26 protein-coding genes are annotated in these 26,442 nt (G+C 44.6%); 13 read left to right on the top strand and 13 right to left on the bottom strand.

The annotated features are described in order from the left end of the window. The first annotated feature begins 310 nt into the window (after positions 1 to 310). From MSG35_RS13060 to MSG35_RS13030, 7 genes are read left to right on the top strand one after another with little or no spacing between them, the layout of a single operon-like run. A complete protein-coding gene (locus MSG35_RS13060) occupies positions 311 to 1,279 on the top strand; it encodes a MoxR family ATPase (protein ID WP_059018614.1) in 969 nt (322 codons plus the stop codon). Between the two features lie 14 nt (positions 1,280 to 1,293). Beyond that, positions 1,294 to 2,226: a DUF58 domain-containing protein gene (locus MSG35_RS13055; protein WP_248384158.1), complete on the top strand. Its 933-nt coding sequence runs from the start codon at positions 1,294 to 1,296 to the stop codon at positions 2,224 to 2,226. 19 nt (positions 2,227 to 2,245) lie between these two features. Further along, positions 2,246 to 2,785, top strand: a complete 540-nt coding sequence (locus MSG35_RS13050; protein ID WP_248384157.1) for a DUF4381 domain-containing protein — start codon at positions 2,246 to 2,248, stop codon at positions 2,783 to 2,785. Further along, positions 2,778 to 3,803 carry a VWA domain-containing protein gene (locus MSG35_RS13045; RefSeq protein ID WP_248384156.1) on the top strand — a complete coding sequence of 342 codons (1,026 nt, stop codon included), beginning with the start codon at positions 2,778 to 2,780 and terminating at the stop codon, positions 3,801 to 3,803. Before MSG35_RS13050 ends, MSG35_RS13045 begins: the two co-directional genes overlap by 8 nt. Next, entirely contained in the window at positions 3,796 to 4,776 is a 981-nt protein-coding gene (locus tag MSG35_RS13040) for a VWA domain-containing protein (protein WP_248384155.1), read from the top strand. The genes MSG35_RS13045 and MSG35_RS13040 overlap by 8 nt, the downstream gene beginning before the upstream one ends. Then, the gene (locus tag MSG35_RS13035) at positions 4,770 to 5,489 is read left to right on the top strand and encodes a hypothetical protein (protein ID WP_248384154.1); all 720 of its coding nucleotides are present in this window, start codon (positions 4,770 to 4,772) and stop codon (positions 5,487 to 5,489) included. The genes MSG35_RS13040 and MSG35_RS13035 overlap by 7 nt, the downstream gene beginning before the upstream one ends. Next, positions 5,476 to 6,852 (top strand): BatD family protein, encoded by a 1,377-nt coding sequence (locus tag MSG35_RS13030; protein WP_248384153.1) that lies wholly within the window; start codon positions 5,476 to 5,478, stop codon positions 6,850 to 6,852. The genes MSG35_RS13035 and MSG35_RS13030 overlap by 14 nt, the downstream gene beginning before the upstream one ends. A gap of 43 nt (positions 6,853 to 6,895) precedes the next feature. On the opposite strand, the gene MSG35_RS13025 is transcribed toward MSG35_RS13030, so the two are convergent. Then, positions 6,896 to 7,846, bottom strand: coding sequence for a LysR family transcriptional regulator (locus tag MSG35_RS13025; RefSeq protein WP_054541129.1), 951 nt, complete (start codon positions 7,844 to 7,846; stop codon positions 6,896 to 6,898). 149 nt (positions 7,847 to 7,995) lie between these two features. After that, positions 7,996 to 8,883: a LysR family transcriptional regulator gene (locus tag MSG35_RS13020; protein ID WP_048609074.1), complete on the bottom strand. Its 888-nt coding sequence runs from the start codon at positions 8,881 to 8,883 to the stop codon at positions 7,996 to 7,998. A 153-nt stretch (positions 8,884 to 9,036) separates the two neighbouring features. Here MSG35_RS13020 and MSG35_RS13015 point away from each other — a divergent pair, with 153 nt between their 5' ends. Next, positions 9,037 to 9,642: a short chain dehydrogenase gene (locus MSG35_RS13015; RefSeq protein ID WP_048608466.1), complete on the top strand. Its 606-nt coding sequence runs from the start codon at positions 9,037 to 9,039 to the stop codon at positions 9,640 to 9,642. A gap of 84 nt (positions 9,643 to 9,726) precedes the next feature. Here the strand turns inward: MSG35_RS13015 and MSG35_RS13010 are convergent, their stop codons facing one another. The 8 genes from MSG35_RS13010 to MSG35_RS12975 all read right to left on the bottom strand — a co-directional run bounded on the left by MSG35_RS13010 (position 9,727) and on the right by MSG35_RS12975 (position 17,054). After that, the gene (locus MSG35_RS13010) at positions 9,727 to 10,353 is read right to left on the bottom strand and encodes a LysE family translocator (RefSeq protein ID WP_017066602.1); all 627 of its coding nucleotides are present in this window, start codon (positions 10,351 to 10,353) and stop codon (positions 9,727 to 9,729) included. Between the two features lie 218 nt (positions 10,354 to 10,571). Next, positions 10,572 to 11,435, bottom strand: a complete 864-nt coding sequence (locus MSG35_RS13005) for a delta-class carbonic anhydrase (RefSeq protein ID WP_248384152.1) — start codon at positions 11,433 to 11,435, stop codon at positions 10,572 to 10,574. Between the two features lie 357 nt (positions 11,436 to 11,792). Then, positions 11,793 to 12,278, bottom strand: coding sequence for a hypothetical protein (locus MSG35_RS13000; RefSeq protein ID WP_248384151.1), 486 nt, complete (start codon positions 12,276 to 12,278; stop codon positions 11,793 to 11,795). A gap of 137 nt (positions 12,279 to 12,415) precedes the next feature. Then, positions 12,416 to 12,793 (bottom strand): VOC family protein, encoded by a 378-nt coding sequence (locus MSG35_RS12995; RefSeq protein ID WP_248384370.1) that lies wholly within the window; start codon positions 12,791 to 12,793, stop codon positions 12,416 to 12,418. A 124-nt stretch (positions 12,794 to 12,917) separates the two neighbouring features. Continuing rightward, positions 12,918 to 13,286: a hypothetical protein gene (locus MSG35_RS12990; protein WP_248384149.1), complete on the bottom strand. Its 369-nt coding sequence runs from the start codon at positions 13,284 to 13,286 to the stop codon at positions 12,918 to 12,920. A gap of 136 nt (positions 13,287 to 13,422) precedes the next feature. Further along, on the bottom strand, positions 13,423 to 14,487 hold the full coding sequence (trpS, locus tag MSG35_RS12985; RefSeq protein ID WP_248384148.1) for a tryptophan--tRNA ligase: 1,065 nt from the start codon (positions 14,485 to 14,487) through the stop codon (positions 13,423 to 13,425). Between the two features lie 250 nt (positions 14,488 to 14,737). Further along, positions 14,738 to 15,553, bottom strand: coding sequence for a hypothetical protein (locus MSG35_RS12980; RefSeq protein ID WP_248384368.1), 816 nt, complete (start codon positions 15,551 to 15,553; stop codon positions 14,738 to 14,740). A 169-nt stretch (positions 15,554 to 15,722) separates the two neighbouring features. After that, positions 15,723 to 17,054: a D-serine ammonia-lyase gene (locus MSG35_RS12975; RefSeq protein WP_248384367.1), complete on the bottom strand. Its 1,332-nt coding sequence runs from the start codon at positions 17,052 to 17,054 to the stop codon at positions 15,723 to 15,725. A gap of 133 nt (positions 17,055 to 17,187) precedes the next feature. On the opposite strand from MSG35_RS12975, the gene MSG35_RS12970 reads away from it, so the two are divergent. Continuing rightward, positions 17,188 to 18,381 (top strand): CynX/NimT family MFS transporter, encoded by a 1,194-nt coding sequence (locus MSG35_RS12970; protein ID WP_135384301.1) that lies wholly within the window; start codon positions 17,188 to 17,190, stop codon positions 18,379 to 18,381. 30 nt (positions 18,382 to 18,411) lie between these two features. Here MSG35_RS12970 and MSG35_RS12965 read toward each other — a convergent pair whose 3' ends face one another. Both MSG35_RS12965 and MSG35_RS12960 read right to left on the bottom strand, forming a co-directional pair. After that, a complete protein-coding gene (locus MSG35_RS12965; protein ID WP_248384147.1) occupies positions 18,412 to 19,209 on the bottom strand; it encodes a helix-turn-helix transcriptional regulator in 798 nt (265 codons plus the stop codon). Positions 19,210 to 19,232: 23 nt separating this feature from the next. Continuing rightward, positions 19,233 to 19,766 carry a YbhB/YbcL family Raf kinase inhibitor-like protein gene (locus tag MSG35_RS12960; protein ID WP_248384146.1) on the bottom strand — a complete coding sequence of 178 codons (534 nt, stop codon included), beginning with the start codon at positions 19,764 to 19,766 and terminating at the stop codon, positions 19,233 to 19,235. Between the two features lie 243 nt (positions 19,767 to 20,009). Between MSG35_RS12960 and MSG35_RS12955 the strand changes: the two genes are divergently transcribed. From MSG35_RS12955 to MSG35_RS12940, 4 genes are all read left to right on the top strand, one after another. After that, positions 20,010 to 21,419, top strand: a complete 1,410-nt coding sequence (locus tag MSG35_RS12955; RefSeq protein WP_248384144.1) for a DUF3404 domain-containing protein — start codon at positions 20,010 to 20,012, stop codon at positions 21,417 to 21,419. Continuing rightward, positions 21,397 to 22,044, top strand: a complete 648-nt coding sequence (locus tag MSG35_RS12950) for a response regulator transcription factor (RefSeq protein WP_248384143.1) — start codon at positions 21,397 to 21,399, stop codon at positions 22,042 to 22,044. The genes MSG35_RS12955 and MSG35_RS12950 overlap by 23 nt, the downstream gene beginning before the upstream one ends. Continuing rightward, on the top strand, positions 22,044 to 22,856 hold the full coding sequence (locus MSG35_RS12945) for a DUF2861 family protein (RefSeq protein ID WP_248384142.1): 813 nt from the start codon (positions 22,044 to 22,046) through the stop codon (positions 22,854 to 22,856). The genes MSG35_RS12950 and MSG35_RS12945 overlap by 1 nt, the downstream gene beginning before the upstream one ends. A gap of 103 nt (positions 22,857 to 22,959) precedes the next feature. Next, complete coding sequence (locus MSG35_RS12940) at positions 22,960 to 25,371, top strand: glycoside hydrolase (RefSeq protein WP_248384141.1); 2,412 nt, start codon at positions 22,960 to 22,962, stop codon at positions 25,369 to 25,371. A gap of 68 nt (positions 25,372 to 25,439) precedes the next feature. On the opposite strand, the gene MSG35_RS12935 is transcribed toward MSG35_RS12940, so the two are convergent. Further along, entirely contained in the window at positions 25,440 to 26,342 is a 903-nt protein-coding gene (locus MSG35_RS12935; protein ID WP_248384140.1) for a LysR family transcriptional regulator, read from the bottom strand. Positions 26,343 to 26,442: the final 100 nt, after the last annotated feature.

The following is a 26,442-nucleotide window of genomic DNA, read 5'->3' as shown; positions in this document are numbered from 1 at the left end:
ACAATGTTATCAAGGCAGCATAAATTAACAAATGACATCGCCGTATAAGAGATATGCAGCAAAGTAATGTTACTTATCAACCTTTATACTTGATTAAAATACAAACAATACAGTAGCCTATTTATAGACCATGCAATTCAGTATTTCCAAGGTGAGTCTTTAACAAAGATATGTTGATCGCGTATGTCGAAATTATTTTCGACTACCCTTAGCAAAGGTGATTTAAATAGTTGCTTTAACTAACAATATTTATCTTTTCGCCATCTGGTGACCTGAATCTCACTTGATTAATTAGTCAATAGGTAAGCAAATGAACCCAACGTTAGACTCTATAAACCAACTAAAGCAGCAGATGGAATCCTCGGTAATTGGCCAGCAGCATATGGTCGACACATTACTGGTTGCGCTACTTACAAATGGTAATGTTCTGTTAGAAGGATTACCCGGAACAGCAAAGACTCGTTCTATCAAATCATTGGCTTCTGCTCTAGAAGTTGACCTTGGTCGTGTTCAATTTACGCCGGATCTTCTTCCTTCGGACGTAACGGGCACAGAGGTGTATCAAGACGTAGATGGCAAACCGACGCTTACCTTCCAACCGGGCCCAGTTTTCAACAACCTATTACTGGCCGATGAGATCAACCGATCTCCAGCAAAGGTACAAGCTGCATTGCTGGAAGCAATGGAAGAGCGACAAATCACTGTTGCTGGTAAGACTTACAAACTGCCTGACCTATTCATGGTTTTAGCGACACAAAACCCGGTTGAACAAGAAGGGACCTACCCGTTGCCAGAAGCGCAAATGGACAGGTTTATCATGAAAATAAATCTCGATTATCCAGATGCGGATGCCGAAGAACAGATCATTAAGATGGTTCGCAGTGAGGAAAAACCAAGTGCAGCGAAGCCTGCTCCTATTGATCCTCAATGTATTTTTGATGCTCGTGATCAACTGCGCGACATTCATTGTAGCGACGCGGTTCTTAAGTACATTGTCGCGATTGTGGTGGCAACACGACAACCAGAGTTGTACCCAGAGTCACCCCTTTCACAATGGATTGGTGTTGGCTCAAGCCCGCGTGCAACCATCGCGTTAGACAAGTGTTCACGAGCGATGGCATGGCTAAACGGTAAGGACTTTGTTGACCCTGATGATGTTCGTAAAGTGGTTCATGGGGTTCTGCGTCACCGCCTGATTCTGTCTTACGATGCACTTGCTGAGGGCGTCAGTTCAGACCGAGTTATCGATGAGATTTTGTCTCAAGTTGCAGTAGCGTAATGCGAGAGGTCACCATGGAGACGAAACCAACACTTGATCCTGATATCTATATCAATCTAAAGGCATTGCGATTGTTGAAATACAAGGCGCATGGCTTTGACTTTCTGCCTAATCAGCCAATCAACAGTGCGTTAACGGGTCGTCATGTATCTAAGCTACGTGGACGTGGATTGAATTTTGAAGAGATGCGTCACTACCAAATTGGTGACGATATTCGCACCATGGATTGGAAAGTGACCAATAGAACGGGCAAGCCACACGTCAAAATATTCTCTGAAGAGCGCGAGCGTAACGTTTACGTCATGGTCGATCAGCGCACGAGTATGTTCTTTGGCAGCACAGGTCGAATGAAATCTGTAGTTGCTGCAGAAATCGCAGCTTTGATCGCTTGGAAAGTCATAGACAGTACCGATCGTGTGGGCGCCATTATTTATAACGACAGCACTGCTTTGCCTATTTCACCGCAACGCAGCGCAAATCACGTACTCAAAATACTCAATGAAATTGCGAGTAAGAATCAGCAGCTCAAAGCGGGAAAGGCGCAAGACACACAATCCAATTCGTTCGCTAAATTGTTTCATCAGGCGCAGAGGTTGGTTAAGCATGATGGGTTAGTGATCTTGATTACCGATGGCTACGGCTATAACGAGCGAAGCGAAGAGCAAATCAAGGCTTTGTGTCAGCACAACGATGTGGTGTTGTGTCATGTTACCGACCCACTGGAGCATGATTTAGCCACGCTTAATAAGATGGTACTCAGCGACGGGCAATTGCAATTATCCGTATCAGGCCAAGAAGCACAGTTACGCGATGCGTTTGCCAAAGACGTGCTTAAAGCCATAGATAATTTCACGGCAGTAGCGAAGAAATATCGAATCCCTGTATTGCCCTTCAACACCATCGATCCAACCGATGTTCAGCTTAGAAAAGCACTTGGCGCGAGTTAAATAACTGAGAATGCAGACTATGACGACTAATACTGGGCTTGAGCCTTTACAGCCAGAGAACGTGAATCCATTGATGGCCTCTTTGTCTGAGCCTTCTTTGCCAGAAAGTATCTCGTGGCTACCGAATGCACCAGGTTGGTACTGGCTGCTCTTGTTGCTGTTTTGCTTCGCTTTATATCGTGTCTATTTAGTTATTCAAAAGTACCTAGCAAACACATACCGACGCGCTGCCTTGGTAGAACTCGAGCAACTCTCTTTAGAGGCTCAATCCGGTGACATTTCATCATTTCATAAGCTACCACAACTGCTACGAAGAACCGCATTGTACGCCTTTCCTCGTACAGAGGTCGCCCCTTTAACCGGCACAGATTGGGAAAAATGGTTAGATGACCATTGCACCAATCGCCAATTTTCATCCGAGTTCTCTACATCAGAACTTTCAGGCGTACTTGCTCAACTCGCCTACTCTTCAGCAGCGACATTAACGGAAGAAAAACGAAACGCCATCATGGAGAACGTTGCACTTTGGATAAAGCATCACGAGGTGTCACATGATTGAATTTGAATACCCGATAGCGTTTGCACTGCTCTGTTTACCCTTTGCCGTGTATTGGTTATTGCCTGTTTACAAAGAGTCAAAAAGCGCGATTCAAGTGCCCTTTTTTGATCGCCTGATTGCCGTCTCTTCACAGGAGCCCTCTAAAACCGCAGTCAAGATGAGCCGTCGTAAAGTGCAATGGCTATTGGTCATTATCAGCTATCTTGCTTTAGTCATCGCGATTGCTAAACCGATGTGGGTAGGCGAACCAATTGAACAAAAAAAATCCGCTCGTGAAATTATGGTCGCACTTGATCTGTCAGGTTCGATGTCAGAAGAGGATTTTGCCGATAAACAAGGTAATAAACACGACCGTTTAACCATTGCAAAGCAGGTGTTGCGCGAGTTCGCAGCCCAGCGAGAGCATGACCGCTTGGGGTTAATCTTGTTTGCCGACTCTGCGTATGTTCAAGCGCCATTTACTGAAGATATTAACGTGTGGCAATCGCTGCTCGAAGACGTTGAGCTTGGCTATGCTGGATTTCAAACTGCTTTTGGCGATGCGATTGGCTTATCAATTGCCGTATTCGAACAAGAACAGAGCCGCCAAAGAGTGATGATTCTGCTCACCGATGGGGATGACACAAGCTCGAAAATGCCTCCTGTCAAAGCCGCGGAAATCGCCGCCAAATATGGCGTGAAGATTTACACCATTGCTATTGGTGACCCGAGTACTAAAGGTCGCTACAAGATGGATCTTCCAACATTGGAGAAGGTATCAGCCGCAACTGGCGGGCAGATGTTTCATGCCATGGACCGAAAGCAACTCGAACAAGCTTACGCAACGATAGATGAACTAGAACAGCAAGAGTTCGAACTTTTATCTCACCGTCCAAAACACAGCTTGCACCACTATGCATTTGGCGTGTGTCTGGTGAGCAACCTATTCGCTGCCTTAATCGTGTTTGGTGCAAATCTGCGTCGTAAAAAAGAAATAAAGCGCGTTATTCGCCGCAGAGAGGAGCTAACCAATGACTGATTTCAATACATGGTTTGGTGGCGATATCACCCAGTTTCATTTCATGCGCCCATTATGGTTGTTAGCACTGGTCCCGTTCGTGTTGTTTTATCGCGCACTCGTTCAACAAGACGATTTAGTCGCTCAGTGGCAGCCTGTGATGTCTAAAAACATGGTGGAACATCTGTCTCTCAACCAAAATCGAGCGCGTATGGTTTCTCCTAATCGATTGTTTTTGGTGTTTGCGGTTCTCGCTACGCTCATTATGGCGGGTCCAACGTGGCAGCAACAACCTTCACCATTTTTCGAAGACAATTCCGAGCTGGTGATCGCCTTGGATGTCTCTGATTCAATGAATAAAACCGACATTCAGCCGTCACGATTAGAGCGCGCTAAACAGAAGATCAATCAGCTCGTTGAGATGCGCGGCGATGCAAAAACCGGATTGGTTATATACGGTGGCAGTGCCCATGTCGCTATGCCTGTCACCAAAGACAAAGAGTTAACGCGATACTTCCTCGATGTATTGGATGGAAGCCTGTTACCAGATAACGAGAGCAAACCGGCTTCGGTGTTAAAGCCAACGCTCGAGCTAATCTCACAAGCAAAATCACCATCAACGGTTTTGATCCTGACGGACAAGACAAATGACCAAGCGATAGAAGAATGCACTAAAGCGTTTGAACAACAGCAACACCAAGTGATCGTTTGGGCGATGGGTGAAAACCCACAAAGTGGCGCAAATGGCACGGCAGGTTTAACGGAAACTCAGCTGGCTTCACTGTCACAACTGGCACAAGCAGGTCATGGAAACATGGTTTCATTCACCCACGACGCTAGCGATGTAGAAGCGGTTTATCAAGGCATTCAAAACAACCTGTTTGCGGTCAACGATAACGCCCTACCTTGGTTAGACGCGGGCTATTGGTTGCTGTTCTTGTTGCTGCCGATTCAATTGATGTGGTTTAGAAAAGGGTGGACGCTACAGTGGTAAATAATAAACAGGTAGTGAATCATAAGTTCGGTAATCTGACGAAGCCAACCTCTTCGACTCCGAACCAATCCAGTCGTTTAGCTTGGTTATCCAAACTTAAGCCAATGCACTTGTTGCTTGTGCTTATTGCAGGAAATCTGATTTGGGGAATAGCCGATAAGCACTCATTTTTTGATTTTTGGCTATCCAACGATCAACACGCTTATGTCGAGTTCAAACAAGGCAACTACGCGCAAAGTGCCGCTCTGTTCGATGATCCAACATGGAAAGCCTACAGTCGTTATTTGTCAGGTGATTTCCTTGGCGCGATTGACCAATTAAGCCCACAAAAGAGTGAACAAGGTGGCGAACCGGCAGCGCTGACTGATTTCGCTAAGTTAATCGTCGCGAACAGCTACGCTCATACAGCTCAATTTGATAAAGCCACTGCGCTTTACAACGAACTGTTGAACAACGAAAAGTATTCAGAACAAGCGACCAACAACCTAGCCGTTGTGGAAGCGGCAATAGAGAAAATCAAGAACACACCACCGACAAAACAAGATTCAGAAAAAGTCATTGATGATAGGAAATTGGTCGACGACGAACCAAAAGAAGGGAGTCAGAAGGAGCTCGTGATCTCTGACCAAGTTTGGCTAAAACAGGTCAGACAAAATCCATCTAAGTTTCTAAGACAAAAATTTCAGCAGGAATACAGCAATGAACAAAACTAAATCGACCGTCCGAGCATTCTCCCTTATGAAATGTTGGTTTACTGTCTTATCCGCGATGGTGCTTTTAATTTCAATGCCTGCCAGTGCTACTAACCTAGACCAGTTTGTCAGTGACGGAGAGTTGAAGCTAAACGTTGAAATTAAAGATCAAGATGTCGCGGTGAAACAACAAGTCGCACTCGACGTTGAAGTATTGAGTACCCGCCCCTTTCAAGAAGAGTTGGTATTACCTTACTTAGATATACCCAACACGGTCGTAAAGAAAGATGAGCAGAAAGTCGCGCGTTCAGCACGCACAATTGAAGGCACCAAGTGGTTTACCCAAAAAGCACGCTACTACTTGTACCCTATGCAAGCTGGCGAGTTTACTGTTCCTGAATTGAGCATCCCTGTTAGTGTAGAGCTTACCAGCGACAACGTTGTTAAGGGCGTGATTCAATCGCAACCCATTAACTTTACATCCAAAATGCCCGTGAGCAACATTGATACAGACGCGTTGATTGTTAGCCCAAATGCTGAGCTTTCAATATCAACCGATCGTCCGTTAACCGACGAGTTCGAAGTTGGCCACGCGGTCACTACCACGTATACGTTGAGCGTGGCAAATTCACACATGATGTTGCTGCCGGAGATCAACATCCCAGACATTTCCGGCATTGAGTTGTATCGCAAACCAGCAGTCAAAGAAAACGTGTTTAATCGCCTGAATAAAAGCAATACCGCGACACTCAAACAACAGGTAACGTTAATCCTGCAAGAACAAGGGAAAGTCGTCTTACCAAAACAGACCATGACATGGTGGAACACAAAGACCAATCAGCTGGAATCGTTGACTGTTGAGCAGCAAACGCTTCAAGTCGGTGACGCAAAGTTATTAGACTCACTAAGCAACACTTTAGGATCAAGCGACGGGGCTCAAACCTTATCGAATTGGCTAAGCCAATATTGGTATTACTTGGTCATTGCGGGAATATTCTTTGCTGCGATTGCTCGACTGATCGGAAATCACTTCATTGATTTAAAGCGTTATTTTGTCGCACGCCAGCAATTGAATACCAAAAAGTTGAGTATTAAATTTTGTCGACACGTTGAAGAAAAGCAGTACAGCAAAGCGGTGCAAACTGTCTATGAGATTACGGGGCGAAAAACCTTGTCGAAAGGCACGCTTCAACTGCCTCTAGATTCTGACTCAAACGACATTTGGAAGAAGTTATTGACGCTTGGCTACGCAAAAAATACTGAAGGCTCAGTTTCAGCTTCCCTCTCAGTTTCACTAACCGAAGCCAAAACACTGTTAAAAGCCATCAATGACTCGCCCAAAACACGAAGAACGCCATTTAGTTTTAATTGGAATCTGAACTAAGCGGTGAACTTAACTAAGCTGCGGTGTTAGCAAAGACGTTGGCTCAACTATCACAAACAACGTCTTCAATCACCGACACGACTAAGTTCTTGAACCATTGATGTGCTGGGCTGGTAACGGTTCTTTTATGCTCAATCAAAAACAGTTCGAACATTAACTCGGGTACATTATCTAGAGAGAATATCGGCACTATCTTGTCGCCTATTCCCTCTAGTTCAGTCAATTTGTGGGTCGCAACCAAAATTGTATTCGAACTCTGCATCACTTCCACCAACGTAAGAAGCTGTCCGCTTTTAAAGGCAATATCTCTCTGCATTCCATTCTTAACTAAGTAAGTATCTACAGGGTGTTGCAGCCCGTAATTCGAGCGAATATCGAGCGTGAGGTCGACAAAACGAGATTCGAGGCACTGCTCAAGCGTGACATTTTTAGCTTTCGCTAAAGGGTGATGTTCAGAAACGTAAAATACCGGATAGATCTGCCCAAGACTCACGTATGGGAATTCGATTGGATTGCTCGGGGCTTCGATGTGAATAGTAAAATCCACATCTCGTGATAACAGTTGGCTAGTAGGCGTTTTTGCAATCGGATATTCGATAAGACTCGCGTTCGGCGCATCGTGCATAAACCGTTCAGCAAGCGGCACAGAAAGCATCCGACTCATTAATGGCGGCACAGAAACAACAAAGGTCTGAACACATTCAGCAGGATCAAACGCAGATTTCGTTACTAGGCTTCGCATCGCCAATAGCAACTCTTCTAAAGGTGCTTGCAGTTCTAACGCTTTTTGCGTGGGCACTAAGCCATTCGACTCTCGATAAAACAGTGGGTCATCAAACAATTCTCGCAAGCGACTTAAGGTACGACTCATAGCAGGCTGAGACAAATACAAGGTATTAGCTGCGCGCGTTACGTTCCTCTCTTTGATTAAAACACTTAACGACACCAATAAGTTTAGATCCAGCCGAGAAAGCTGTTGTTCGATAGTCATCATAAGACATGCATCCGAGTAATATCACTCGTTAAATAATTGCACCATTGTGACTAACAAACAAGTAGTGATGATAACTGGCTAAACGTTTCGTTCAATAATGCGAGCTATTCAGTCGATGCGCGCTGCTATACTGTCATTTTTAATACCCGTTATTCCTCAATCTTGAGCAAGGATGTGACCCATTTTTGTAGTGGGTCTTCGTTATATCTCGGGTGCCAAGCAGCCACCACATCAAAGCTTTCTGGGGAGTGCTCCATTGGGATCGTCACCAAATTGAACCCTTCAATAGCTCTGGATGGCAAAAACGCAATAGAATCTGTGGTGTTTAAATACATGGGTACAATGGAGAAACACGGTGCGGAGACCACGACATTGCGCTTTAACCCAAACTGACTGAACCATTCATCAATCGATCCTTTGAAGTTAGGACGCGATGGTGAAGCAATAATGGTGGGATAAGTCGCCACTTCCTCTAATGAAGGTGTGGTTTGTGCTATTGAAGAATGAGGTGATGCAACACACACATGATGCTCTTCAAACAACTTAATGACTTTGTAGCTATCAGGAATATAGTCCGGAAACGCGATAGCTAAATTGACCTTCCCGCTTTCCATTAGCTCATGCAAATTATCAATTTCAAAATCACGCACAATCAGCTTTAAGTTCGGTGCTTGTTCCCTTAACTGCGCGATTAAACTCGGCAAAATGATCTGCTGTGCGTAGTCTGTTGCCGCAATAACGAATGTCCCTTTGGCTTTTTGTGGTACGAAGTTTGTTTTAGATAACAACAAATTGAAGTCGATCAGTAAACGATCGACACCGACAGATAACTCTTGTGCGAAGGTGGTCGGAACAAAGCCGTTGGTTTTTCTCACAAACAACCTATCGTCAAACACTTCTCGCAGTTTCTTCAAATGCTCACTGACAGCTTGCTGAGTCATCCCCAATTGATTCGCAGCTTTGGACGCGTTCTCTTCACGGATTAAAGCTTGGAAAACTCTAAGCTGCTTTATATCTAATCGGTCTAGTTTACTCACACGCACTCGCTTCGGTGTAGTTGGATTCCATGTGAGTGTAACACTCAACAAGAAAAACCAGTAACACTCACAATTAGACTTTGTTTCTACTTGTTTAGCGATTTAGTTAAAGTTCTTCCATCGAAACGAAACATATACAGTTCGGAGAACAACATGAAAACAATCATTCTAATTGGCGCACGTGGCAAGATGGGTCAAGCAGCATTAATGGGACTAGGCAACCATAACGTTATCACTGCGGGTCGCTCTGGCGATGTCGACCACATCGTTGATATCACTGACCCGCAATCAATTGAGGCACTTTACAAAAAAGTCGGACACTTTGATGCAGTTGTTAACACCGTTGGCTTGTGTGAATACAACACCTTTGCGGATATGACTGAAGATCAATGGATGACCACGGTAATGAGCAAAATGATGGGACAAATCAACCTTGTTCGCATCGGCCAAAAGTACATTGCTGATGGCGGTTCATTTACTCTAATTAGCGGTATCTTGAATGTTAAACCTATTCCTTTTGCGATTGCTGATGCTACCACTAGCGGCGCAATTGATACCTTCGTTAAGACTGTCGCTTATGAAATGCCAAGAAACACACGTATCAATGTCATTAACCCGACTGTTCTTGCTGAAGCGTGGGATGTTTACGGTGAAATGATGCCAGGTTTTGAACCTGTACCAAGCAAACTTGTTGGCAAAGCGTTTGAGCGCTCGGTCGATGGCTTTCTTACTGGTGAAGTGATTTTCGTAGACGCGTAATGCACGAACATTAGCTACTATCCTGCAACTAAAAAGGCGAACCCATCGGTTCGCCTTTCTGTTTAAAGAATCGTATTTATCGATTTATCGATTTATCGCCAAATATGAGCCAGCAGCAATCATTATTCCACCAGCACTTTGGTTTAACCTTTTATGTGCGCGTGGCGTTTTCAACAAACCTGCCATTCTGCCCGCGCCTACAGCGATAAGCATTAAACCGGACATTAGAGCAACAGATGCTAGCGCAGAAACCAAGACAATATCTTGTGAGCGCAGAACAGTCAGATCAATGAAAGTCGGCAAGAACGAAATATAAAACAGAATCACTTTAGGGTTTGATGCTGAAATCAAAAAGCCTTGCGCGAAACTCGCGAGTTCGGATTTCTGACTTTGTTTGGCCGCAAGTTCCGCAGAGCCTTGCACTTCAGGCAAGCTCTTAAACATCTTGTAGCCCAAGTAAATCAAATAAGCTGCACCAACGTAGCGAATCACCTCAAACGCAATCGACCAATTCTCGGCAATCGTCGCTAGACCAAAACAGGCAAGCGCAAGGTAAATAAGATCACTGCATATCATACCTAACGAAAGCGTGACGCACTTTCGCCATCCTTGAACCATAGCACGAGCTAAAATGGCAAATACGCCAGGCCCCGGAGTAATACCAAATACAAACATGGCAATAAAGAATGTAATCGCACTTTCTAATGACATTGGACTGTCCTTTGCTATAACCCAACATAATTGTTCATGAACGTATCATGGAGCTTCGATTCTGGTAAATAACGTTTTTGACTAAATACGATTTACACAACTCATGTTTTGAATAAGTGTCGCACGCAATTTACCCACCAGACTTAATTAAACCTAAAACCTAAGTGCTTTTCGTTAGGGCATAAAAAAAGCGAACCTATTGGCTCGCCTTGATCATTTTAGTCGTTACGAATAGGTGATAACAGCTCAGGGTTAACCACCAAGTTTCTCACACCGTGGGCATGGTCTTCGTTAAAGGCATTGCCTTCACACCAGCTCCCCACTGTCGCGATGTTTACTTTCGCTACTTTTGGACGAACGCTCCATGTTACTTGGAAAGGTGAACCTTGCTCATTATAACCAGGACCCGTTGTAGAGCCTGCGTATTGAATCGCCGATCCCGTATCTTGTGGGATGTTTGGTGCTTGGTGTAAACCGTTCACTTTTGAGTGTTTAGCGAGCGCTTCAAAATCGAGAGCTTTGTCATCATTCACCAATACTAAAACTTGAGTTTCTACACGCAGTTGCGGGTTGGTAATTGCGTCGTTAAAACAAGCGCCCAATGTTTCACCCGGTTCAACTTGCGCCGTTGAATAAACATAGTGAACTTCAATGGTGTCACCCGAATGCAAAGAACCATGATCGCTTGGACAAACCTTACCCTCAAATGGTTTAAGCTCTGCATCACTCAACTTACCTGTGTATTTAAAGCCGCTTTGAAAACCCTTTCCATCACCGTTGCCGGCGTATTGGGTAAATTCGCCACCTTTGTGTTCTGCGTTCTTATGGAAGTGGATATTACATAGGTTCATGGCTGTTGAATCTGGCGCATCCGAAAACAATCGAGCGTTTGTTCCTTCGGCTGAACCTAAATCACGAGGCGCTTGTGGGCCAAAACCTTTTCCTTGCGTGTTTTCAGACAGGTTCGCTCTTTGTTCAGTGATGACGCTGTCTGCTACAGACTCATGGCTCGCGTCAGAAGCGTTTGCGTGAGTCGCTAACATAACCATCGCGACGCTTAAAAATGCACTCTTATTCTTCATATCTCTTCCCTAGAATATTGATAACTAAACCTAAACCGACTTAACAGCAAACATCTTACTATGCTCGTAAGTGAATATAAGACTTGTCTTTGTAAGATTAGATTTCATTGCTTACTTTGGGATGAGTATTAGAACCCTTGATGCATATAACAAGTCAAACAGGGTAAATTCGGCGAGCCCCTTCCAGAACTAATAATTTCCTATTTTCGTTAACCGTCGCCTGACTCAGCGCTCAGATAAGTGAGCACGATTCTTAGGAAGAACGGTGGCCAGATTTAGACGATCAAAAAAGGCGAACCATCTGGCTCGCCTTCACGTTTCATTCTATCTATTAGGTTGGTGTTCTTGGATGGCGATTTAACCGTTACCGGTGGCAAATATCCCAAACGTCATGACGTTCAATGCATCTGTCACGCCCTCTAGTGATTTAATCACAGTCTTAGTCGGTTGGTTATGACGAATAAAATAGCTTCCGATGCCTTTTTCACCGCTACTCTTAGCATCGCTTTCCGTTGTTTCTGTCGCTGCTACTTGAGAAGGTTCCACTGATTCTGGCTCTGGCTCTGGCTCTGGCTCTGGCTCTGCATTAACGTGAGTTATCGTGTCTTTATTTGAATCAAGGTTAGTGACTGGTTGATGATTAACGATTGAATCATGGGAAGAATCAACGCTGGTCTCAGCGTTTGTATCGCTTGAAGTCTCAAGGTTACTCTCTCCCTCTACGCTTTTCGACATAGCGTCTTCGTTGCTCAATGTCTCATCGTCTAGCTGATGATTACTCGTTGAAGAACAAGCTGTTAAGAAGAACAGGCCAACGATGAATATGAGTAAGTTTTTCATCATAATGATAAAGCGCAAATTAATAAAACATTGTTCGATTGTATTTTATTTGGCTGACGACATCCAGTGATAAGCGGAGTAAACACGAAAAGTTACGTTCTTGAAGAGTAAACAAAAGCGTACGGGTTTAGTGCCCAAGACTAATAATTCGAGAGCTCAATCAGATTGCCATCAGGATCTCGAATATAAACGGAAACAATTTTTCCCGTCGTACCGGTTCGCTGTACTGGTCCCTCCTCTATCACGACGCCTTGCGCTTGGATATGTTCGGCAACTTCTGCAATTGATGTATTGGTAACAAAGCAGAGGTCTGCACTTCCGACCTGAACACGCATTGCCTTTGGCTCGAACTCGCTACCACTGAGGTGTAAATTGATCTTCTGCGTCCCAAATGACAACGCCAACCTGCCCTCACCAAATTCGATGGGCTTCATTCCAAGCACCCGTTGGTAAAAGTCGACCGTAACTTGTAAATCACTCACGGTTAATACCAAATGATCCAGCTGACTGATTTCCATCATTACCTTCCTGTAACTAAAAGTGATAAGGGCTTATTGGCGGTGACTAGGCATAGCTAGGTGAACAATGTCATTCGACAACCCACATAACTCATAACAGAAATGTAGGTTGGAATTACTGAACTTAGCCTTCGCTCTTACTGAGTGTGTAGGAAACTAAGCTATCATCACGGACCTTAAACAGCCAAACATTCTCGCCATCTACAAATTGAAATTGATTGGTTGATTCAGTCGGCTTTAATTTACCAATAAATTCAGACAATGCTGGCTCGTTGATGATAAAGCTTCCTTCTGAAGTATTCGCATCCAGATCGTTATTCACTTCAATAGTCAATGTAGATCTAGGCAGAATATCGGGTAACCAACCTCTGTCGAACAATCGCTCTTGTTTGGCTTGCGCATAGGTCGAATACTCATCGCTAACCACATCTGAACAGCCAGACATTAGGGCCCAAACTGGAAGTAGCAATGGGAGTAAAACACTAGTTTTCATTTAATTACCATAACTTGAAAGCTGGAATTTGAGATCATACGTTGCCATACAACCTCATTTCCATTCACAAAACCATTTTATAAATCAACCGCAATCACCATTCAAATTAATTAACTTTATTTACATGCAGCCAGTACTAGAAAATATTCAGACCAAAGACGTTTTTTACATCGAACAGTACCTTTTGCGTTCTTTCCCTAGAGACTTCGCTACCATTTCGCAAAATATTGATGAGCAGGGCTTTGTCATCCAACAGCTCAGCTCTTCTTTCACGAATAGGACGAAGCATTTCTTGCAGGCACTCTTCCAACACTTTCTTAGTTTGTCCATCGCCTAACCCACCTCTTTGGTAATGCTCTTTTAGTTGACTGACATAGTTAGCGTCACTATGAAAAGCATCAAGATAAGTGAACACGATATTGCCTCCTACCTTGCCTGGGTCTTCAATTCGCAGATGATTTGGATCGGTATACATGGATTTGACTGCAGCTCTGATCTCTTTCTCTGTCGCACAAAGATTAATGGCATTGCCCATCGATTTAGACATCTTACTTTTACCATCAGTACTAGGGAGGCGAGATGCATTGCTGAGAAGCGGCCTGCATTCATTCAAGATTGGTTTGCCAGCGAGCGAATTCACTTTCCTTACTATCTCATTGGTTTGTTCTAACATCGGCAGTTGGTCATCACCAACGGGCACTAAAGTCGCGTTGAAAGCGGTGATGTCTGCCGCCTGTGAGATCGGATAAGTGAGGAAGCCTGCTGGAATTGAACGTCCAAACTCTTTGTTCTGAATTTCGCTTTTGACCGTCGGATTGCGTTCCAAGCGAGCGATAGAAACAAGATTGCTGTAGAACATGGTGAGCTCAGCTAACACCGGCAACTGTGATTGCAAACAAATCGTGGTCTTGGTCGGGTCGATACCCACCGCAAGATAGTCAGCGACTACATTGAGAATGTTGGAAGAAACCTTCGAAGGATTATGGGCGTTGTCGGTAAGCCCTTGCATGTCAGCGACCAATATCGTTTGGTCGTGAATGTGCTGCAAAGAGACTCTTTGTTTAAGTGAACCGACGTAATGACCCAAATGCAAAGGCCCAGTTGCTCTATCGCCAGTCAGAATGATTTCAGGCTTGTTGGTATTGTTCTTACTGCCAGTATTATTGTTGCTGTCGATATGGCTGTTTGAGTTGGTATTCATGGTGTATCTCCAAGTTAGAAAGGCTACTGGAGATAAAAAGAGGCGACATTTTTGATGACATTCTCAGCTACCGTCCAGCAGCTAAAGAATGTGAGTATTCCGTGCTGCTCTGTTAAGAGCACCACCAAAAAAAATTGAAGTTGAAGCAGAATTAAATTTCATGGTTAAAACCTATCAACAATACAGACAAGCGACAACTTTTATTTACGCGCACCAAGAAAATAGGTTTTAAGATTAACAGGTTATAGACTTAATCTTTACTGGAACACAGTTCAGTGATTCGGTCAGACATGGCTTGGTTGACTGTGAAATGGGTGTTGAGGAATGCTAGTTGGGCAAGTGCCGATTCAGCTGTGCGCTCGTAACCTTGGGTAAAGCTTGGTAGCAGTTGGGCAAACTTAGGAAAGCGTACTTCTAGCCTTCTGTCAGACATAAATTCATCAACGAATTCAGGCTCAGACTGTTCAGTTTGATCCACAAGATCGATCAAACGATCAAGTGCGTAAGATTGAACGAACCGACTGCCCGACAGCTTTTCGCCTCGGTTATAACGAGACATACCCACATAAAGATTGGTTAGTGCTTCACCGATGATCCATTCTTGAGAATTCGTTTCAGCGACACCTTTTACTGGTGGAACACAACACTGAGTATCAAAGTCTGCTTCCTGCCAAACAATGCGACCTTCAGCAAACGGAATATGCGCTAATTCGTGTGGTTCGAATACCGCAAACTCACAGAATATTCCATCGGCATAAAGTACTTTATAACCATCGACGGTGTTCCTTACGGCATAGTCGATTGGACGAATGTCAGATAACCAATGCAAGCTGTCTAAGAAGTATTGCTTGTGCCCCGTTTGCACTATCGCGAAGAAATCAACGTCTGAATACTGATCCAATCGCTCCGTTTCAATGCCAACAGAACCTAGCCCTAATAAAGCATGCGCCTTACCAGAAGCTTTCAAAGATTCCCCAATCGCATCTAAACGCTGTAAGAGTTTTTCTGGTGTATTTGGACTTAGTGTATTTGGCTGTAGCGTTTCTACTTCTTTATCAGATTGAATCGTTTTATCTGCTTGCATCACTCTATCCCTATCAAATTGAATGCCACTCAACCTAACTGATAGTTAGAACACCTATGAAGCCTAATTTATAAAATATGTGTTTGAGATAACGATCTGCGCAAGTTATTGCTTCGTTTCAACTCATCAATCATCCGTCTTTCTATCCAATTTACACCGATGACTTAGCTAAATACGCTGCCATTTCTTGCTCTGGCACCATGCCTCCGCCTGTCGCCCACACAAGGTGTGTTGCATTCGCTAGCGTCGACTCATCAATTTCTAGTCGTGCAAGGTATTCACTATTTTGTTCAACATGAATCGCACCCGGCATACCTGCTAGCGCTGAAGGCTCAAGTTGAATGCCCTCTACTTGGTTCATTTCTCCTAACAATTGGTACATACGCTCATCGGTTAATGTATAATAACCATCAAGCAAGCGCTCCATCGCGCGACCCACGAAACCTGACGCCCGACCCACCGCCAAACCGTCTGCGGCTGTTAAGTTGTCGATACCAAGATCTTGAACCGCAATCTCATCATGCAAACCCGTATGAACACCGAGCAACATGCAAGGCGAATGGGTCGGCTCAGCAAAAATACAATGCACATAGTCGCCAAAGGCCATCTTCAAGCCAAATGCGACACCACCGGGGCCGCCACCCACACCACAAGGCAAGTAAACAAACAAAGGATGCTGTTCATTAACCACAATCCCCTGTAGCTCGAATTGCTTCTTGAGCCTTTGCCCTGCCACCGAGTAGCCAAGGAACAGGGTTTGCGAGTTTTCATCATCAATGAATAAGCATCGAGGATCTTGTTCCGCCTCTTTACGCCCTTGTTCCACTGCAACACCATAATCTTGTTCATATTCAACAACGTTGACGCCATGCTCTCGAAGTTTGCTTTTCTTCCAAGCTCTCGCATCTGCCGACATGTGAACAGAGACAGTAAAGCCCAATTTGGCACTCATGATACCGATCGACATGCCTAGATTACCCGTAGACCCTACCGCAATGCTGTATTGCTGGAAAAAGTCACGAAATTCAGGTTCGAGCAACTTACTGTAGTCATCGCTCTCACACAGTAACCCGGCTTCAATCGCAAGCTTCTCGGCATGCGTTAGTACTTCATAAATACCGCCACGCGCTTTGATTGAACCTGAAATCGGTAAATGGCTATCTTTCTTCATCATCAAACGCCCTTTTACAGGCTGCTGATAATGCGCTTCCAATACTGCTTTCATAGATGGAATGTCAACAAGCTCAGATTCGATGATGCCATTAGTCACTTGAGTTTCCGGAAACGCCTTGGCTAGATAAGGAGCAAACCTTTGTAGCCTCATGCTAGCATCGTGAATATCTTGTTCGCCTAATCCCACATAGGGTAAACCTTGCTCCAAAGTCGTGATGTTTGGGTTAAACCAAGTCACTTCTTCGAGTGCCATTAATTGTTGAAGTAGTGGGAAGTTTGAGATGAGCTTGTCGATATTCAATGCAGTCATGGGTGACCTTTTCTGGCTAAGCGCGTACTGCGCTGGTTCAATCATTAGTAAACCTATTTAAACGGTATTTGTGTAATCATTCAATGATCTGTAGGCTAGCCTGTCTTCTCATAAGCAAACAGTAGAACAACCTATGAGCGCCTCTCTTCGTAATAGCATTTTCGTGATGTTAGGGATTCTATTCCTAGCACTTAACCTTCGTGGGCCTTTTACGAGCTTAGCTCCTGTGCTTTCTCAGGTTATGGAAGGCCTCAACCTTACGTCGTCGGCTGCTGGCTTCTTAACAGCTTTGCCACTGTTAACTTTTGCCTTATTTTCACCATTAGTCACCAAGATATCCCAGCGAATTGGTCTAGAGCCAAGCTTGCTATTAGGCTTAGTTCTGATCACGACTGGGATTACCCTGCGCTCTGCCGGGTTAATCCCAACCTTGTATATCGGTACGGTGATGATTGGGCTTGGTATCGCGATTGGTAATGTGTTGTTACCTGTTGTAGTGAAAATTAGCTTCCCTACTCGTATTGCGACCGTTACTTCTCTGTACATCTTTACGATGGGCATCGGCTCGACGTTAGGCTCAAGTTTGATGGTGCCATTTTCAGAGCTCACCTTATTCACTATGACAGGTTGGCAATTAGCGCTGTTAATGAACTTGGTATTTCCAATATTAGCTTTGATGATCTGGTTGCCTAAAATCAGAAAGCGCTCATCTTCTGCTAGCGATAACAAACAACAAGACAAACCACTGCCTTTGAAACAGATGATTAAGAGTGGCGTAGCGTGGCAAGTAACGCTAGCGCTTGGGCTTAACTCATTTACCTTTTACTCTTTGGCTGGCTGGTTGCCACAGATCTTGAACGACCTTGGCTACAGCGAAATCGATGCAGGCTACATTTATGGATTTTTGCAGTTTTCGACTATGGTTCCAGGGCTGCTGTTACTGCCATTCTTAGCCAAAAGTGACAATCAACAATGGCTCATCACTCTGTGTGCATCGAGTGTATTTATTGGATTGATTGGTCTGCTGTATTTGCCTGAGTTTGCGATTTTTTGGGTGGGACTGTTCGGATTAGCCAACTGCTCGACGTTTATTATCGCGCTCTCTTTTGTTGGCTTGCGTACATCGAATAGCAGCCAAGCCGCATCATTGTCGGGTATGGCTCAGGGAATCGGTTATGCGTTGGCAGCCACTGGTCCAACGCTGGTGGGTAAGCTTCATGCTCAAACCGATTCTTGGAGTGTGCCTATTCTGCTGATCGCATCTGTTGCCTTTGCGTGCACGATTTTCGCGGCATTGGCAGCACGAGATAAGAAAGTGAGCGTTTAAGCCAAACAGAATGATTACGGCGTCGCGACTTTATTTGCTCGCGACTCTATGGCTGACGACGGTTTTGATGTATTCACTTGGCGACAAACCAAATTTGCCTTTAAAGCGCTGACTAAAACGCCCTTCCGATTGATAACCGCAAGACTGAGCCAACATCGCCACATTCTGCTGTCCGTTTTGCATCAGATAAAGCGCGTGACTCAAGCGAACTTCAGCCAGTACCTCTCGATATTGCATACCTTCCAGTTTGAGCTTTCGAATCAGTGTAGCTCGGCTCATCGCAAAACGCTCCGCCACCGACTCTAGCGGATGTTTCTCATCTGGTGAATGTGAAAGATAATGGCTAAGCTTTTGGCTAAACGAGACGTTGGCACTGGCAAACAGTCGATGCAATACCCCTTTTTCAGCCAATTGCTGGTACAAGCCCTGCAGCCAAAACTGTTGAGTCTCTTTGCTCATGCTCTGTGTATCAAACGAAAACAACGCATTGAGTGAGTCTTGTAAGTTTCGATCCGCTTTCACCGTAGGCAGTCCCAGATCATTCGACCGCTCCTCACTTAAATCAAGCATCGCCTGAGAAGGTTGGAATTGAAAGCTGAACACTCGCGACAAGAAGCGCCCTTTGTGGGGCATGTTCTCAAAACTTAGTGAAACTGATGCCTCACACAACAGAAGCTCAGAATGTGAGAGCTCTGCCGCTGAATCTTTCCAAAACAGGCGCTTACTTCCTGTAATGATCTGAATGATACTAGGGGATAGAATCCTCACATTACGCAGCTTCTGCAACTGCTCTGCACGAAAGATCGTCACTTGATATTGATGATTCATCTCACCCCCTTATTTACTTATTATCAACGTGTATAAGTTGCGGTCAGTTTCGCTTTGTCTAAAGCCATACTGTTCAACGTGAATCCAACCACTGCTGACGGCGTGTTTTCGTCGAGGTTAAGTTTGTCCGTTGGCAATGCCCAAACCGTGAACTGGTAACGGTGCATGCCATCTTTTTCTGGAGGACAAACGCCACCGTAGCCAACTGTACCGTAATCAATGCGACCTTCTTTGCCACCCAACTTAGAGATATCGACACCGCGAGATAGCTCGTTCACAGTTGCAGGGATATCAAACGCAACCCAATGCCAGAAGCCACTTTCAGTCGGTGCATCTGGATCATAAGCTGTGATTGCAAAGCTTTTGGTGCCTGCTGGTGCATCTTTCCACATTAACTGTGGTGATAGGTTATCGCCGTCACAACCCCAACTTGAGTATTCAAAAGTCTTCGCCATTGGGTGACCTTCTTGAATATCGTTGCTGGTTAATTCGAACGCCTGAGCAGAGCCTGCGGCCAAAATACTGATTGCCAATACTGATTTGATGATGATTTTCATAATGGTTCCTCTTATTAGGTATGAGCCCAGTATAGTCCCCTCAATCCGCCCAATAATGACAGTAAGTACACAATTATCTAGTTTATTTCAAATAAATGATACTTACTGTATTTGTACTTTATTATTTAAAAGCATGACCCACACGACAATTTGTTGTTAAAAGAACACTTGTTGACATTCAGGTTACAAATCGCGCCCAAAACTCTTTAGACTCGCCCCACGACTTTTAACGAGAATGATTGGATGCGCAGGTTTACATTGGCTCTTTGCTTGATCTTTTGGCTCCCAACTCTAGCCAATGCCCAAAGTTTGCAAGATAAGTGGCAAACCCTGTATCAACTGAGCTGGCAATCATCTCCAATCTTAGTATCTCAACAAGAGTTGGCTCAGTATCCGAAAGTTCTGCTCCATGAAAGTAGCCGCTATCCTGATTTCAACCAATTCAGTTGGGACGACATCGCAGCGTTAGCGTCAATACAGGATCACTGCCAAGCAATTGAAAACAGTAACCCTTCATTACATGATGCCATCGAGTTTGAGCTCGCCTTATGTCAGCAACAAGCATTGGATTCGATTTGGTTTGCAGCACACTCCAAAATACACCCCGCCGGTGGCAGCTTTGCTGATCGTTATTTGGCAGCTTACCCAGACGTAAGCGAGCAAATACGCCCGTTTTTGAGTATTACCAACCCACAGCACCCTCTATATACAAAGCTAGAAGCGCTAACTGCTCAAGGCAGAGAGGCATTGCTCAATGGATACCGCGCTTGGCAACAAGATGATGTGCTTTGGTTGAGTGGCGAACAAGGCTGGAAAGCCATTCCCTTAGATGTTTGGCAACCTATCGCAGAGCAACAAGAGGTATCTTTGGCAGGTGAAACCTGTACTTTTCGTTACAGCAACGTGTGCTTAAGCGAGCCTAGCAATGACAACCTGATCATGAAAACCTTGATATTTTCATTGCTGTTAACGTTGCTTTCCGGCCTCGCTAGAGTCTTATACCTAAGAACAAAACAACGAAAAGAGAGGCAGTTCGTTTTACAGCTTCTTACTCATGAACTGCGCACGCCCATTACTAGCCTAGGCTTAACCGTCGAAATGTTTAGAAATCGCTACGATGAATTTCCTGATGAAACTCAAAACGCGGTTTGGCGTTTAATATCCGACTATCAAAGGCTCTCTCAACTCACCGAAAACAGCAAAGTGTACCTAAGTTCGGATCAGTCAGAGCCTTTGTTAAAGCAAAATGCATCATTAGAAGAGTGGCTCGATCATGTATGTGAAAAGCACAATATTTCTTATCAATGTGAAGCGCGTGAAGTTGAACTGAACCTCCCCTATTACTGGCTAACCATCTGCTTGGATAATCTAATCAAGAATGCCAAACAACACGGTAAAGGTAAGGTGCTGGTAAAGGTCGAACTCGGAGACAAGCTGACGATTGAGGTGCAAGACGAGGGGCACTTCCCTTCGCCGATACAACGACTCATGTCTCGTGTCACGCCAAGTGAAGCGCACAAACTGGATAACATGGGCATTGGCCTGACTATTGTCGAGCACTTGATGAAGCAAGCGAATGGCCGCCTCATTATTCTTCGTAACCCAACCCGATGTATTTTGGAAATTGCTTATGAACACCCTACTGCTGATTGAAGACGACCAACTGCTTGGACAAGGCCTCGTCAGCTTCTTTGAATCCAATGGTTACCAATGCCTTTGGGCGAAGGATACAGAGAATGCCAGTAAGCAATGGTTTCGAGCCGATCTTGTGATACTGGATCGACAGCTTGAAGATGGGGACAGCTTGCAACACCTTCCAAACTGGTTGCTCCTCAAAGCGCTTCCTGTGATTGTGCTGACCGCTAAAGTAGAAGTTCAACAACGTGTTGAAGGTTTAATGGCGGGAGCCAAAGATTACGTGACTAAACCATTTTCGAACGATGAATTGCTCGCTCGAGTCATTACCCAGCTTCGTCCGTTAGGTGTGAGCCACTTAAATTACGCAAATATCCAAATCAACTTGTCGGAACGGATCGCTTATCTGGACGAAAGCCCAATCACGTTGAAGCCTAAGGAGTTTCAGCTATTGGTACTGTTTGTTCAGAACCAAAGTCGTGTGTTTCACCGAGATGAATTACTCAATAAAATTTGGGGGTATCAGGCCTTTCCTAGTACCCGAACTATTGATAATCACATACTGCGCTTACGCCAGAAGCTGCCAACCTTGAATATAGAAACACATCGTGGCGTTGGTTACCGCTTGGCTGGGGAATCATAATGAAAGTCACTTCGTTAACCGCACTGCTCTGCACCTTGCCGTTCGCAAGTCATGCGGCATGGTTTACCGACACGCCATTGCAGCACACCTATCAATCTCTGCTTGATGACCAACCTCAAGTTGCGTGGCAAGAGCTGCAAATCGCACTCGATCAACAAACACTCGGTAGTGAGCTTTGGCTGCCAGTCAAACAAGAGGTATTAAGCCAGACACAATGTGGAACCTCACTAAAACAAAGTGCAGAGCCGAAACACCACATCCAAGTCAGCTTCATTCGACGCTATGGTTTGTCGTCGCACGGTTATCAAATCAAAGTCTCTGCCGAGCAACTCAACAAAGGCTTAGAAACCCAAACTCTTTCTTTGGTATCGCCCAAAGGCAAAGTCCTTCTTGATGGGCAACTCGCTTCCAATAATGAGTATCAAGAGATTGAAACCAATGAAATGTTCATCAAACCCGAATCTGGTGTTTATCAACTAAAGATAGGTTCAAATCACTACCCTATTATTGTCGCTTTAAATGACAGTAATCGATGGCTGACGCTCGAAAGTAAACTCAGCGAACCACATATCGTGCTCTCACCTCCAAAGGTGATCGACAACTGCCCCGACGCTAATGTGAGTTGGCAATGGTTTGATGAAGACTACAACCTGTTAGGTTACAAAGTGCCAGTCAAAACAGCGCAAGCACCCGTTCCCACAGAAAGTCCACTTGGAACTAAAGCCAAGCACTTGAGTGCTTCGGTTGAAATGTTTGAATACCAAGGCGCAATTGAAGTCCAATATGTGCAGCGCGTCGCCGTGCCTTTCTAATGGAATATCTCTAACGCCAAACAGAGAATAGAGACATATAGGTGACAAAGCACTAGCGCTACTTAGGTGTAATAACCGTACTTACCCTTTACGGAATCTAGATATGCTCAGCGTACGTTACCCACTCATTCTTTCCACTTGTGCCATTGTGGCTTTAACAACCGCTTGCCTGTTTTCATCCAATGCACAAGCGAGCCAAATAACGCTCACCAGTAATAGCAGCGTTAACGGCAGCAGTATCCGCGACAACGCTAACGCCACTACCAGCAATACCGTCTCTATATCGTCGAATACTCTAGAGATAGATTGGAACGGCTTAAGCGTTAACAGCGCAGCTCTCACCGTTGATAACAAACCACAGAAAGCGACCAATCTGGTTATTGGCTTTTCCGATAAAACTAGATCAGCAAAAATCGCCACGTGGACCTTAGTACCCAGTGGGATAAACGTTGAGGCAGAGCTTAATCAAGACCAGCTCACTTTTCAGTTCAGCTTACCTTCAAATATACAGGTGAAACGAAACGAACCCATCGAATTAGCGTGGTTTGATCTTGCAGAACAACAAACTCAGACACTATTTCTACCCTTTAGTGAAGGCATGCGCGTGCCTACTGACAACAAGCTTTGGGCAAGTTATCTCGTCGGCAACCATTCTGGAAGCAACACTACTCAAGACTTAAAGATGCCTTTTTGGACAATACAGCAAAACAATCATTTCATTAGCTATCAAATGGTTAATGCAACCAACAATCAACTGCTCTTCTCAGAGGTATCCTCTGATACTTCAACAAATTCCAAGACCAAAATTGACATGAAGGCATCACACCAATTTACGATGCTCAATCAATCGCAGCCTTTTATTGTTCGTATCACCCTCGGAGAGTCGTGGTTAGATGGTGCCAAACAATACCGCGATTGGCGCATCAATAATGACCAGTCTGAAACACTTGTAGCAAAGCAAAAGCGTAATCCAGATGTGAGTAAGCTGATTGGCGTGAGCCACGTTTATTTGTTTGGCAAAGATCCACTAAGCGTCCAAGATGTAAGCGACTGGTGGGGATTGAAAACATGGTATCTAGAGGGCTCTAAACTCAACGTTTCCAAGGAAGCAAAAAGAGAGCTTTCATCACTCTCCAAGGGCAAAGATTGGTTCAGTCAGTACCACAAACAATTATTGTTGGACTCTATTAGCCAGTCGTTGCAGGTGTTATTTCCAGTCGGTACTGCGACACTCGAAAACAACACGATCAAAGCTCAATACGTGGCAGCGCAGAATAAGAAAAATTGGTTGGTTGAACACGCCTCCCCCTACCTAAACTCGTCAGAGACTTGGGGACAAGCGTTGTCTTCAGATATGGTCGCCAATCTAAATAAGGCAGGCTTAAACAAACTTTGGATCGGATTTGATAATTGGATGCCAGCATTCTATCAACCTAACGCTGTGGGTCTGGCAAAACAGTCAGGATATCTGGTCGGCACCTATGATTCCTACAACACAGCCATTCCTGCGAAGCTGAACGACAACTGGCTAACCGCTCAATTACCAGAGCCAATGCGTCAAAGTTGTGCCATTGAACTAGCGGATGGGAGTTTGAAAAAAGGGTTTCGAGGTAACGGCTTTTACTTAAACCCGAACTGCCATTTAGAATATGTAAAACAGCGCGCTCAAGACATTATGAGATTCGGCAACTTCAACAGCTTGTTCTTGGATGTTGATGCAACCGCCATGGCACGTGAAGATTACAGCGGCTCTATAGACAGTCATAGCAACAGCAATGGAAATGGCAATACAAACGAGTCGGACATGCTTTCTTCCTTCAACAACCGAATGCAGTGGCTTAGCGAGCAACCATCGTTAGTATTAGGATCTGAAGACGGCAATAGCCTAACAACAAAAGGCATCGCGTTTGCACACGGCTTAGAAACGGTTGGTTTTGGTTGGACAGATAAAGACATGAAAGAAAACCGCCAATCTCCCTATTACTTAGGTCGTTGGTACCCAGACCACAAGCCTGACTTCTTCTTTAAGCCGGCCGAGGTTAAAGAGCCCTATAAGTCGCTACTGTTTTCGCCACAATATCGAATTCCACTTTACCAAGCCGTTTTCCATGATGAAGTAATCAATACGCACCATTGGCATTCAGACAGCCTTAAGTTCACTAATGTACAAGCAGAACGTGACTTAACCGCCATGCTATACAACACACCAGCGATGGTTCACTTGACCAGAGATGAAGCTTTATCAAGTTCAAGCCCGAGAATCAAAGCACTCAAACACTATCAAGATGGCTTTGAACCAATGCACGAACAGTTATGGGATAAACAGTTGGTCGATTTCGAATGGTTAGATAAAAACGGCGATGTTCAACAAACTGAGTTTAGTGACGGGAGTAAGATCATTGCCAACTTCTCTAACAAGGCATTTCGTCACAACGGTATCGATATTGCTGGCCTATCAGTCAAAGCTATATTAGCGAATGGACAAGTCGTCGACTGGCAGCCCAATCATAGTTAGCTTCGATACAGTTTAGACAATAACGAATAATAGGAAGCCTAAGCACTTTACCACTAAGATTTACCCCGTTACTTTTGCTTCCTATTTTGAAAGGCAGTCAGTAGATAGTCGATAAAGACCTTCTTACGTTTGGGCATCAACTGCCTGTCTGCATACACTAGGCTTACTGAAACTTCTGGCATCTCATATTCAGGTAACAAGCGAATCAGCTTACCTGTCTTGAAGTGTTCCCGACAAATGAATTCAGGAAGCACCGCCAACCCAAGCCCATCGACACACGCTGTTAGGCATGCCGTGATGGTATTCACCCGCAACTGACACGGTAGATCGATCAAAACCGACTCACCACCTTCTAATTGTAAATGCCATTTGGGTAGACGCGCGGCCTTGTTCACTACCTCAATCAATCTGAATGGCGGTTTAAGATCATTGGGCGTAGAGATTTCATCGAACTGTTCTAAATACTCAGGACTGGCTGCCAATACACGCTTTGATGTTGTGAGGTAGCGAGAAACCAAACTCGAGTCCACTAGCTCACCAATTTGTGCGTAAAGATCGATCCCTTCCGCAATGATGTCGACTTCTCGATTCGACAGTTCTAAGTTCAAAGTCACGTTTGGGTGCTCTTTTAGGAAGCTGTGGATGTATTTGGCTAATACTTGATGCCCCAATTCGACAGGCAACACAACATTTAGCTGCCCTCGGATCAAATCCTGATTGGCAGAAACCTCTAGCTCAGCTTGGTTCATGATCTCTTGCATCTGCATGCTCGACTGATAAAAGCGCTCACCCTCTGGCGTTAAGACTAAACTTCGTGTCGAACGAGTGATCAACCTCACACCTAAGTGCTGTTCTAGCTCATCTAGCTTTCGGCTGACGGTCGACTTGGTCATGTTCAACGCTTCTGCTGCATGCGTGAAACTCCCACAATCAACAACTTGTGTAAAAACAGTCACAGCATTTAAGTCCATCGTACTTCTCCCAAAGCTCTATTAGTTAGATTTTTGCAACAGTGTTTCCCTTTTTTCCTATCTTATCAATCAATCGAATTCATTTACAATTCGTTACATC

It is taken from the genome of Vibrio sp. 1CM23M (assembly GCF_023161755.1).
Lineage (GTDB): Bacteria > Pseudomonadota > Gammaproteobacteria > Enterobacterales > Vibrionaceae > Vibrio > Vibrio coralliirubri.
Note: the sequence above shows the minus strand (reverse complement) of the source record. Positions and strands in the feature narration are given on the sequence as shown.

What these genes read in the sequence shown, in the direction of transcription:
- trpS (WP_248384148.1), bottom strand. Translation starts at nt 14,487, where the DNA reads ATGAATACCAACTCAAACAGCCATATCGACAGCAACAATAATACTGGC.
- MSG35_RS12995 (WP_248384370.1), bottom strand. Translation starts at nt 12,793, where the DNA reads ATGGAAATCAGTCAGCTGGATCATTTGGTATTAACCGTGAGTGATTTA.
- MSG35_RS13005 (WP_248384152.1), bottom strand. Translation starts at nt 11,435, where the DNA reads ATGAAGAATAAGAGTGCATTTTTAAGCGTCGCGATGGTTATGTTAGCG.
- MSG35_RS13030 (WP_248384153.1), top strand. Translation starts at nt 5,476, where the DNA reads ATGAACAAAACTAAATCGACCGTCCGAGCATTCTCCCTTATGAAATGT.
- MSG35_RS13040 (WP_248384155.1), top strand. Translation starts at nt 3,796, where the DNA reads ATGACTGATTTCAATACATGGTTTGGTGGCGATATCACCCAGTTTCAT.
- MSG35_RS13055 (WP_248384158.1), top strand. Translation starts at nt 1,294, where the DNA reads ATGGAGACGAAACCAACACTTGATCCTGATATCTATATCAATCTAAAG.
- MSG35_RS12975 (WP_248384367.1), bottom strand. Translation starts at nt 17,054, where the DNA reads ATGACTGCATTGAATATCGACAAGCTCATCTCAAACTTCCCACTACTT.
- MSG35_RS13025 (WP_054541129.1), bottom strand. Translation starts at nt 7,846, where the DNA reads ATGATGACTATCGAACAACAGCTTTCTCGGCTGGATCTAAACTTATTG.
- MSG35_RS13000 (WP_248384151.1), bottom strand. Translation starts at nt 12,278, where the DNA reads ATGATGAAAAACTTACTCATATTCATCGTTGGCCTGTTCTTCTTAACA.
- MSG35_RS13060 (WP_059018614.1), top strand. Translation starts at nt 311, where the DNA reads ATGAACCCAACGTTAGACTCTATAAACCAACTAAAGCAGCAGATGGAA.
- MSG35_RS13010 (WP_017066602.1), bottom strand. Translation starts at nt 10,353, where the DNA reads ATGTCATTAGAAAGTGCGATTACATTCTTTATTGCCATGTTTGTATTT.
- MSG35_RS12955 (WP_248384144.1), top strand. Translation starts at nt 20,010, where the DNA reads ATGCGCAGGTTTACATTGGCTCTTTGCTTGATCTTTTGGCTCCCAACT.
- MSG35_RS13050 (WP_248384157.1), top strand. Translation starts at nt 2,246, where the DNA reads ATGACGACTAATACTGGGCTTGAGCCTTTACAGCCAGAGAACGTGAAT.
- MSG35_RS13045 (WP_248384156.1), top strand. Translation starts at nt 2,778, where the DNA reads ATGATTGAATTTGAATACCCGATAGCGTTTGCACTGCTCTGTTTACCC.
- MSG35_RS12960 (WP_248384146.1), bottom strand. Translation starts at nt 19,766, where the DNA reads ATGAAAATCATCATCAAATCAGTATTGGCAATCAGTATTTTGGCCGCA.
- MSG35_RS12965 (WP_248384147.1), bottom strand. Translation starts at nt 19,209, where the DNA reads ATGAATCATCAATATCAAGTGACGATCTTTCGTGCAGAGCAGTTGCAG.
- MSG35_RS12945 (WP_248384142.1), top strand. Translation starts at nt 22,044, where the DNA reads ATGAAAGTCACTTCGTTAACCGCACTGCTCTGCACCTTGCCGTTCGCA.
- MSG35_RS12935 (WP_248384140.1), bottom strand. Translation starts at nt 26,342, where the DNA reads ATGGACTTAAATGCTGTGACTGTTTTTACACAAGTTGTTGATTGTGGG.
- MSG35_RS12970 (WP_135384301.1), top strand. Translation starts at nt 17,188, where the DNA reads ATGAGCGCCTCTCTTCGTAATAGCATTTTCGTGATGTTAGGGATTCTA.
- MSG35_RS13015 (WP_048608466.1), top strand. Translation starts at nt 9,037, where the DNA reads ATGAAAACAATCATTCTAATTGGCGCACGTGGCAAGATGGGTCAAGCA.
- MSG35_RS12990 (WP_248384149.1), bottom strand. Translation starts at nt 13,286, where the DNA reads ATGAAAACTAGTGTTTTACTCCCATTGCTACTTCCAGTTTGGGCCCTA.
- MSG35_RS12940 (WP_248384141.1), top strand. Translation starts at nt 22,960, where the DNA reads ATGCTCAGCGTACGTTACCCACTCATTCTTTCCACTTGTGCCATTGTG.
- MSG35_RS12950 (WP_248384143.1), top strand. Translation starts at nt 21,397, where the DNA reads ATGAACACCCTACTGCTGATTGAAGACGACCAACTGCTTGGACAAGGC.